Source organism: Neisseria sp. P0001.S005 (assembly GCF_051963715.1).
Genome location: NZ_JBQCTZ010000022.1, coordinates 25,938 through 34,102 on the forward strand (window position 1 = coordinate 25,938; position 8,165 = coordinate 34,102).

Annotated in this window: 8 protein-coding genes, 1 tRNA gene and 1 pseudogene; 7 read left to right on the plus strand and 3 right to left on the minus strand. The window is 46.1% G+C overall.

Annotated features, from left to right (window positions below; all coding sequences use genetic code 11):
* Window position 1: 1 nt before the first annotated feature.
* From ACTHSP_RS05030 to ACTHSP_RS05055, 6 genes and pseudogenes are all read left to right on the plus strand, one after another.
* Window positions 2-643, plus strand: a complete 642-nt coding sequence (locus ACTHSP_RS05030; RefSeq protein WP_003679679.1) for a hypothetical protein — start codon at window positions 2-4, stop codon at window positions 641-643.
* A gap of 39 nt (window positions 644-682) precedes the next feature.
* Window positions 683-1,042 carry a roadblock/LC7 domain-containing protein gene (locus ACTHSP_RS05035; protein ID WP_003684442.1) on the plus strand — a complete coding sequence of 120 codons (360 nt, stop codon included), beginning with the start codon at window positions 683-685 and terminating at the stop codon, window positions 1,040-1,042.
* A gap of 255 nt (window positions 1,043-1,297) precedes the next feature.
* Window positions 1,298-1,818, plus strand: a pseudogene (locus tag ACTHSP_RS05040) (IS1595 family transposase).
* 50 nt (window positions 1,819-1,868) lie between these two features.
* Window positions 1,869-1,944 (plus strand) — tRNA-Asn (locus ACTHSP_RS05045).
* 197 nt (window positions 1,945-2,141) lie between these two features.
* Window positions 2,142-2,933, plus strand: coding sequence for a hypothetical protein (locus ACTHSP_RS05050; RefSeq protein WP_049350843.1), 792 nt, complete (start codon window positions 2,142-2,144; stop codon window positions 2,931-2,933).
* A gap of 259 nt (window positions 2,934-3,192) precedes the next feature.
* On the plus strand, window positions 3,193-4,752 hold the full coding sequence (locus tag ACTHSP_RS05055) for a TerC family protein (RefSeq protein ID WP_049350842.1): 1,560 nt from the start codon (window positions 3,193-3,195) through the stop codon (window positions 4,750-4,752).
* 59 nt (window positions 4,753-4,811) lie between these two features.
* Here ACTHSP_RS05055 and ACTHSP_RS05060 read toward each other — a convergent pair whose 3' ends face one another.
* The 3 genes from ACTHSP_RS05060 to ACTHSP_RS05070 all read right to left on the minus strand — a co-directional run bounded on the left by ACTHSP_RS05060 (window position 4,812) and on the right by ACTHSP_RS05070 (window position 7,158).
* Window positions 4,812-5,708: an IS3 family transposase gene (locus ACTHSP_RS05060; RefSeq protein WP_371464590.1), complete on the minus strand. Its 897-nt coding sequence runs from the start codon at window positions 5,706-5,708 to the stop codon at window positions 4,812-4,814.
* On the minus strand, window positions 5,612-5,962 hold the full coding sequence (locus ACTHSP_RS05065; protein WP_371464591.1) for a helix-turn-helix domain-containing protein: 351 nt from the start codon (window positions 5,960-5,962) through the stop codon (window positions 5,612-5,614). Before ACTHSP_RS05065 ends, ACTHSP_RS05060 begins: the two co-directional genes overlap by 97 nt.
* A 92-nt stretch (window positions 5,963-6,054) precedes the next feature.
* On the minus strand, window positions 6,055-7,158 hold the full coding sequence (locus tag ACTHSP_RS05070) for an anhydro-N-acetylmuramic acid kinase (protein WP_049350995.1): 1,104 nt from the start codon (window positions 7,156-7,158) through the stop codon (window positions 6,055-6,057).
* 153 nt (window positions 7,159-7,311) lie between these two features.
* Here ACTHSP_RS05070 and ACTHSP_RS05075 point away from each other — a divergent pair.
* Window positions 7,312-8,165: inorganic phosphate transporter (locus tag ACTHSP_RS05075; protein ID WP_440345741.1), on the plus strand; the 854-nt coding region annotated here is incomplete at its 3' end.

The following is an 8,165-nucleotide window of genomic DNA, read 5'->3' on the forward strand; positions in this document are numbered from 1 at the left end:
GATGGAAGCGACACTCTCTTTACAAGCAAATTTATATCCTAAGATTACACCGGCGGGTGCGTATTATGCTGTTTCAAGTGATACGCCCAGTGCCAGCAGAACTTTATTGTATGGTCTGTTGCGTGCAGAGCCGTCTGAAACCATCAGCAGCGAAAAAATCTTGGCGTGGGCGGATACCAGCGACATCAATACCGCTTTGAATCTGCTGTACCGTCTCCAACGCTTGGAATTCTTGTATGGTGATGAGGAAATCAGCACAGACGATATCCATTTGACTGACGAGCAATTGCCTACATTGTTGGAACAGTTGTCTAATTCTGGCAAAGCTTTATTGGCTGATGAAAACGGTTTGTATTTTGCCAATGCCAATTTCCATCACGAGGCTGCGGAAGAGTTGGGCCTTTTGGCGAGCGAAGTGGCCAAAATGGAAGACAATCACCGTCTTTTGATTCGCAATAACCTGCATATCAATAATAGCGCATGGGGTATTTGTGATCCATCAGGCCAAAGTGAATTGACCTTTTTCCCTCTGTATATTGGCATGACCAAGCTGATTTTGGTAATTGGCGGAATGCCTGACTTAAATAAAGAGGCTTTTGTTACTTTGGTTAAAGTGCTGTACCACCGATACGGCAGCCGTTGATTTTTGCCTGACCGATATTTATTTTAGAATGGAGCGACTATGCAACAACTATTAATCTCTGTATTAAGCGATTTGAACAATACCTCTGCTGATATCACTGCTTCTGCAGTTATTTCTACAGACGGCCTGCCGATCGCAACCATGCTGCCTTCCCACCTGAATGCAGACCGTGTAGGCGCGATGTCGGCAACGCTTTTGGCATTGGGCAATCGTTCCGTGCGTGAGTTGGCTTGCGGTGAGTTGGATCAGGTAATGGTTAAAGGTAAAAACGGCTATATTCTGTTGAGTCAAGCAGGTGAAAAAGCAGTGTTGGCATTGATGGCAAAAGAAAGCGGTAAATTGGGCTTGATTTTGTTAGATGCGAAACGTGCAGCCAAACAAATTGCTGAAATCTTATAAAAGTTTTATAAATTAAAAAGATATAAAAATAGGGGCTGTACTAGATAACTAGGGAAATCTAATTTCAGGTTAGAATAATCCCTATGAGAAGAAGCCGTTTAAGTCAGTACAAACAAAACAAACTGATTGAGCTGTTTTATTGCAGGTGTTACCGCACGCACAGCAGCGCAATTAGCCAGTGTTAATAAAAACACAGCAGCCTATTACTTTCATCGTTTACGTGTACTGATTTTTCATAACAGCCCGCATCTGGAAATGTTTGATGGCGAAGTAGAAGTTGATGAAAGCTATTTTGGCGGGCAGCGCAAAGGCAAACGCGGTCGCGGTGCAGCCAGCAAAGTGGTTGTATTCGGGCTTCTGAAGCGCAACGCAAGGTTTACACCGTTGCTGTGCCCAATACACAAACTGCCACTTTATTGCCGATAATACGTGAGCAAGTAAAGCCTGACAGTATTGTTTATACTGATTGTTACAAAAGCTATGACGTACTTGATGTGAGTGAGTTTAGCCACTTTCGCATTAATCACAGCACACATTTTGCTGATCGACAAAATCACATCAACGGAATTGAGAACTTTTGGAATCAGGCAAAACGCCACTTACGTAAGTTTAACGGCATTCCCAAAGAGCATTTTGAACTGTATTTGAAGGAATGTGAATGGCGTTTTAACCACGGTGAAATAAAAGTTCAAATTTCTATTTTAAAACAATTAGTAAAGCAGAATTTATTCTGGTTATCTAGTACAGCCCCTAAAAATATTTTTGTTTTTATATAGATTGTTGCTTGACAGATTTCTGATATTTTCTATATAATTCCATCTTTAATTCCCCGATAGCTCAGTCGGTAGAGCGACGGACTGTTAATCCGCAGGTCCCTGGTTCGAGCCCAGGTCGGGGAGCCAAATTTTAAAACCACCATGTTGCATGGTGGTTTTTATTTTATCTATTTATTAGTATTTTTAACATATTGATAATGCGTGGTGAGATGGTTGTACTTAATGCTTCAATTTTCAGACGGCCTACCAGCATATTTAAATATCTCATTTATTTTTTAAGCTATACATAATATTTATAGAAAAATAATATCTTATTGTTATCTATGGAAAACTCACATACATTACATTCTTCATCACGCTTTCGGTTCGCATTAAAAAATGCGGCATGGCACTTGTTGATTAGTCTGATTTTGGCAGGATTGGCCGCTTTGTTGGTATTTGGAGTTTGGTATCCTTATCCGTATGCCGAGCTGACAGGTGGATTGGCTTTATATAAACTGGTCATTTCAGTAGATATTGTTTGTGGTCCGTTGCTGACTTTGATTCTTGCCAGTCCGAGCAAGAAACTTAAAGAGAGGATTGTTGATTTTTCCTTAATCGGCATGATTCAGCTGGCTGCTTTGATTTATGGTTTATATAGTGTATCTTTGGCACGTCCAGTGGTTGCTGCATTTGAAACCGATAGGATAAATGTGGTAACTGCTGCAGAAATTGATGTAAATGATTTGAGCCATGCCCCGAAGGATTTGCAGGATTTATCTTGGTTTGGCGCGCGTCGTGTTGGGTTGCGTGAAGCAACGGGTCCGGATGAAGCTAACCAAAGTCTTGATTTGTCTTTGAAAGGTGTTGAACCGAGTATGAGGCCTTCTTGGTGGTTGCCAGATTCGCAGCAGGAACGTGAGAAAATTCGTAAGGCAATGAAACCGTTGTCTGTCTTGGCAAAAGCCCGTGGCATGAGTGAGGAGTCAATTTTTAAACAGGCTTCGCTGGAAAACGATGGGAAAGAATTGTATTTCTTGCCATTTACCAGTGCGCGAAGTAAAGAATGGGTTGTGATATTGAATGATCAGGCAGATTTCTTGGGTTATGCGCCGATTGATGGTTTTATCAAGTAGAAAAGGCCGTCTGAAAGCTGGCAAGTGATGGTATAGGCTGTTTTTAAAAGAAGATATGCTGTCAGACTTTGCCTTTCTTTCGTCAAACTGATAAACTGTTTGCCATTATTTTTGACCGAGGCATAAATTTTTCATGAAAGACGCAGAGCAGAGTAGTTGTTATACCGCTTCTTTCCCTTTATTTATGTCCGAACTTTGGCAGTCTGTCCGTTTTAAGCGGAACGGCTGCCTTTTTGTATTTTAAAGGAACACAATCATTATGGATTTCAGTTGGTTGGCAGAGCCGCATACTTGGATAGGCTTTGCCACGCTTCTGGTTTTGGAAGTTGTTTTAGGTATTGATAACCTTGTTTTCGTAGCGATTTTGGCAAACAAGGTTAAACCATCGCAACGTGATAGGGCGCGGATAACGGGCTTGGGTTTGGCCGTTGTTATTCGGATTTTCATGCTGGGCTTTATGGCGCACATCATGACGCTGACGCGTCCTTTGTTTGAGCTGGGAGGCTTGGAGATTTCCGGTAAAGATATGATTATGTTTGCCGGCGGTATTTTCCTGCTTTATAAAGCGACTACTGAGTTGCACGAACGCCTTGAAGGCCACAATCAATTTGCTGTTGCTGAAGGGCAGAAGAAGCATTCTGCTTTTTGGGGCGTTGTGGTGCAAATCTTGATTTTGGATGCGGTTTTCTCTATCGATTCTGTCATTACGGCAGTGGCGATGGTGGATCATATTGTGGTGGCAATGGGTGCGGTTGTTGTGGCAATGACGGTGATGATTTCCGCCAGCAAACCGTTGACTGCTTTTGTCGACAAGCATCCGACCGTCGTGATGTTGTGTTTGGGTTTCTTGTTGATGATTGGTTTCAGTCTGATTGCGGAAGCCTTCCATTTCCATATTCCGAAAGGCTATTTGTATGCGGCGATCGGCTTCTCGATTTTGATCGAACTGTTTAATCAGGTTTCGCAAAAGAATGCCCGTAAAAATGACTACATCAGCACTTCTTGGCGTAAGCGCACCGCTGAAAATGTGTTGGGTATGATGGGTATCCGCGAAAGCATTTTGGCAAAAGCAGGCGATAATGGCGGCGATGACGAGCATTTTGAAGAAAACGAAAAATCCATGATTCGCAGTGTGCTGACTTTGGCGGAGCGTCCGATTATGGGCGTGATGATTCCGCGTCGGGAGATCGAGAAATTGGATATTTCCCAAAGTCGGGAAGAACAAAATACGCAGTTGAAAAATACGCCGTATAGCCGTTTGTTGGTTGTCGGTAAGGCGGGTGTAGATGAGCCTTTGGGCTATATCAGTAAAAAAGATTTGCTGAACCAGCTGCTTGAATCGGGTGAAATCAATATTCAGACGGCCTTGCGCCAACCGTTGATTTTGCCGGACAGTACGACGGCGTTGAATGCGATTGAATTGTTCCGTCAAAGCAGCGCGGATTATGCGTTGGTGGTGGATGAATTTGGCGCAGTGTTGGGTATGGTGACCATGAAAGATTTGTTGGAAACCATTGCCGGTGAATTCCCCGAAGAGTTTGAGCGTGAGGAAGAAGAAGCTGTTCCGGCCAGTCAGGATGAAACGCTGTCTGTGGATGGTGCATTGGAGTATGTGGAATTGGCTTCTCAATTAAATCTGCCTGCTCAAGAGGAAGATGCGGACTTCCATACCGTTGCCGGCTTGATTATGGAGGAGTTACAAAGTATTCCTGATGTGGGCGACTTCATTGATTATCATGGCTGGCGTTTTGAAGTGGTTGAGAAGGATGGGCAACGTATTGCCCGTGTGAAAATCAACCGTTTGCCGGAAGAAGAATAAGTAAAGGCCGTCTGAACCCTGAACTGGCCCCCAAATCTTGGACACTCATAAAAGCCTATTCAGGCGCTCTGTGTAAGCTGGGTTCTGTATGCGACAGGACTCAGCTTTTTCAATTTCAAACTGCAACGCTCGCGGTTGTAGTAATCCATATAGTCATCTATCTGCTTCATCAATTCGTCCACCGTCAATTCACCTGCGTTATAGAAACACTCCGTCTTCAACACCGCAAAGAAACTCTCCATCGGCGCATTGTCCCAGCAGTTCGCCTTACGCGACATGCTTTGAATCATGGAATGCTCCGCAAGCAATTCCCTATACCCCGCCGTACGGTACTGCACACCCTGGTCGGAATGAAGCATCGTTCCTTCGCCGGTCAGCCGGGGGGCGGCTTTTTCGAGCATTTCCTTCACCATTTCGCTGTTAGCATTGCGGCTCATGGCATAGGCGACGATTTCGCGGTTGAACAGGTCCAAGATCGGCGAGAGGTACAGTTTGCCGTCCTTTCCTTTGAGTTCGGTCACGTCGGTCAGCCATTTTTCGTTGGGCTTTTCGGCTGTGAATAGGCGTTTGAGGAGGTGTTCCGATATTTCGCCCATGGCGGGATGGCGGTAGGCTTTTTTCGCCCGTATGAGGGCTTTCAGTCCTAGCTGCTTCATCAACCGAGCTGCTTTTTTGCGGTTCCAATCCAATGCTGCGGCAATGCGCCTTTGCCCGTAGCGTCCTTTATGCCGTTCGTAGATTTCGGCGATAAGGGCTTTGTCGGCTTCATCGGGGTCGGGTCGGTCTTGGTGGTGGTAGTAAAAGCTGCTTTTGGGCAGGTTTGCGATGTGCAGCAGGTATTTGGGCGGGTGTTGCGCCCTCAGTGTTTGGACGGTTTGGCTTTGTCCTTTTCGGTCCGCTTTTGGCTGAGGGCTTTTAACTCCTTTAGGTAGGCAACCTTTGCGCGCATATAGCACAACTCTTCGATAAGCTCTGCCTGTGTTTTTTCTTGGTCGGGTTTGTCGGCGATAAAGGGGTTTTTGCGGTGTTGGGGCATGGTTTTGGATTGGGGATGTTCGAGTGCGCCGATGCCGCCTTCTTGATAGGCGCGTATCCATCGTCGCAGGTGGGTTCGGGAGATGCCGTAGTGGTCTGCGGTACGCTGTTGGCTGCGTATGTGCAGGTAGTGGAGTACGGCTTGGTATTTGAAGTGTAATGTATATTTGCTCATAAAAAAAACTGCACCTTGTGAGTTGGAGGGGGGATGTCCAACTTTTGGGGTGCAGTTCAAACGTTTCAGACGGCCTTTTTATTGATTCAACTTTAGTTGCCGTAATGTCCTGATCCTAAAATTCGGTGTGAATGTGCGCCGGTTGCATGGTGGGGATTGCTCGGAACTTGATTGCACCAACAGGCTGCAAGCCAGGCAAAAGCGGCTGCTTCGACCCATTGCGGGTCAAGATGGAGCTTGGCTGTGCTGTGCAATTTGGTGTCGGGAGAAAACAGGGTTTCCAAGTCTTGCATCAAAATCGGATTGCGGATGCCGCCGCCGCAGATATAAAGATTATGAATCGCCGGAGCAGCTTGTTTGGTCGCATCAAAAATGGTTTGTGCAGTATAAAAGACCAATGTACGTATCACATCTTCCGGCTTTTCATTACCTTTCAGACGGCCTTGAAGCCAGCTTAGGGAAAACAACTCTCGGCCTGTACTTTTCGGATAAGGGCGGCTGAAGTAAGGATGGTCGAGCAGGGAAGCGAGCAGGTCAGGGAGGACTTCGCCTTGTACGGCTTTTTCCCCGTTTTTGTCGTAAGGCTGCTGCCAAATATGTTGCATCCATGCGTCCATCAACATATTGCCGGGGCCGGTATCGAAGCCGAAAGAAGGGGTGTCGGGCGGGAGGATGCTGATATTGGAAATGCCGCCAATGTTGAGTACGGCACGGGTTTCATTCGCATCTTGAAACAGTGTTTCGTGAAAAGCTGGGACGAGGGGCGCACCTTGACCGTTGCAGGCAAGGTCGCGGCTGCGGAAGTCGCCGACCGTGAAAATGCCGGTCAGTTCGGCCAATAGTGGGAGGTTGACCAGTTGAATGCTGTAACCGTGTTCAGGCGCATGGCGGATGGTTTGTCCGTGGCAGCCGATCGCGGCAATGTCTTTGGCCGACAGGTTTTGTTCTGCCAATAGTTGTTGGACGGTTTGGGCGTATAGGCGGCTGAGTGTTTGCGCCAGGATATTGCTTCTGTGCAATTCATTTTCGCCTATGTCTTGCAGTGCCAATAATTCTTGGCGCAGGCCGTCTGAATAGGGTAGAAAGCTATGAGCAACGGCGCGTTGCCATTGCTTGCCCTGCATTTGAATCAGTACGGCATCGGCACCGTCCATGCTGGTTCCGGACATGATGCCGATATAGTATTGGGGTTGCATTTCGGTTACAGAAAGAGAAGGTAAAATGACATTTTAACGCCTTTTGACGTTTTTACGGGAATTTCGGCATTTAATGTAAATAGTTGGTGCAAGAAAGATTACAAAAAGGTTAAAATAACGCGACTCAACATGTTTTCCAAAAGGAAACTTTCCATGGCTCAAACTCAGTCGAGTGCGAACTTGAAGCTGATTAATACGGTTTTTGCCGCTATGCTTGTGGGCATGGTCGGCTATTTTATTTATTGGGGCTTGGGTTATACCCACTACAACCACTCCGGCCTGTTTATCCTTGCTACCTTTTTCGGCGTCTTCATGGCGTTTAATGTGGGTGGTAACGATATTGCCAACTCTTTCGGTACAAGTGTCGGCTCCGGCACTTTGACCATTCCGCAAGCCTTGCTGATTGCGGCAGTATTTGAAGTCAGCGGCGCAGTGATTGCTGGCGGCGAGGTAACAGATACTATCCGTAAGGGTATTGTCGATTTGAATGGCATGCATCTGGATCCGATGCAGTTTGTCTTCATTATGATGTCTGCGCTTTTGGCTGCGGCATTGTGGCTGCTTTTCGCATCGCACAAAGGTCTGCCGGTTTCCACTACACATGCCATTATCGGCGGTATCGTCGGTAGTGCTCTGTGTATGGCGGCATTGAACGGTGTGGATTCTGTTGCGTTGATTCAATGGGACAAGTTGGGCGAAATTGCCTTATCTTGGATATTGTCTCCGGTTTTGGGCGGCATCGTTTCCTATCTGTTGTTTTCACGAATTAAGAAAAATGTTTTAGACTACAACTCTTGGGCTGATAATACGCTCAAAGGCATCAAGCTGGAGAAGAAAGCTTATAAAGAAGAGCATCGCCTGTTTTTTGAAGCCTTAAGTGAATCTGAAAAAGTCGAATACGCCACCAAAATGGCGCACGATGCCCAAATCTATGATGAGCCGGACTTTGATCCTGAAGAATTGCAGTCTGAGTATTATCGCGGTCTGCACCGCTTTGACAGCCGTAA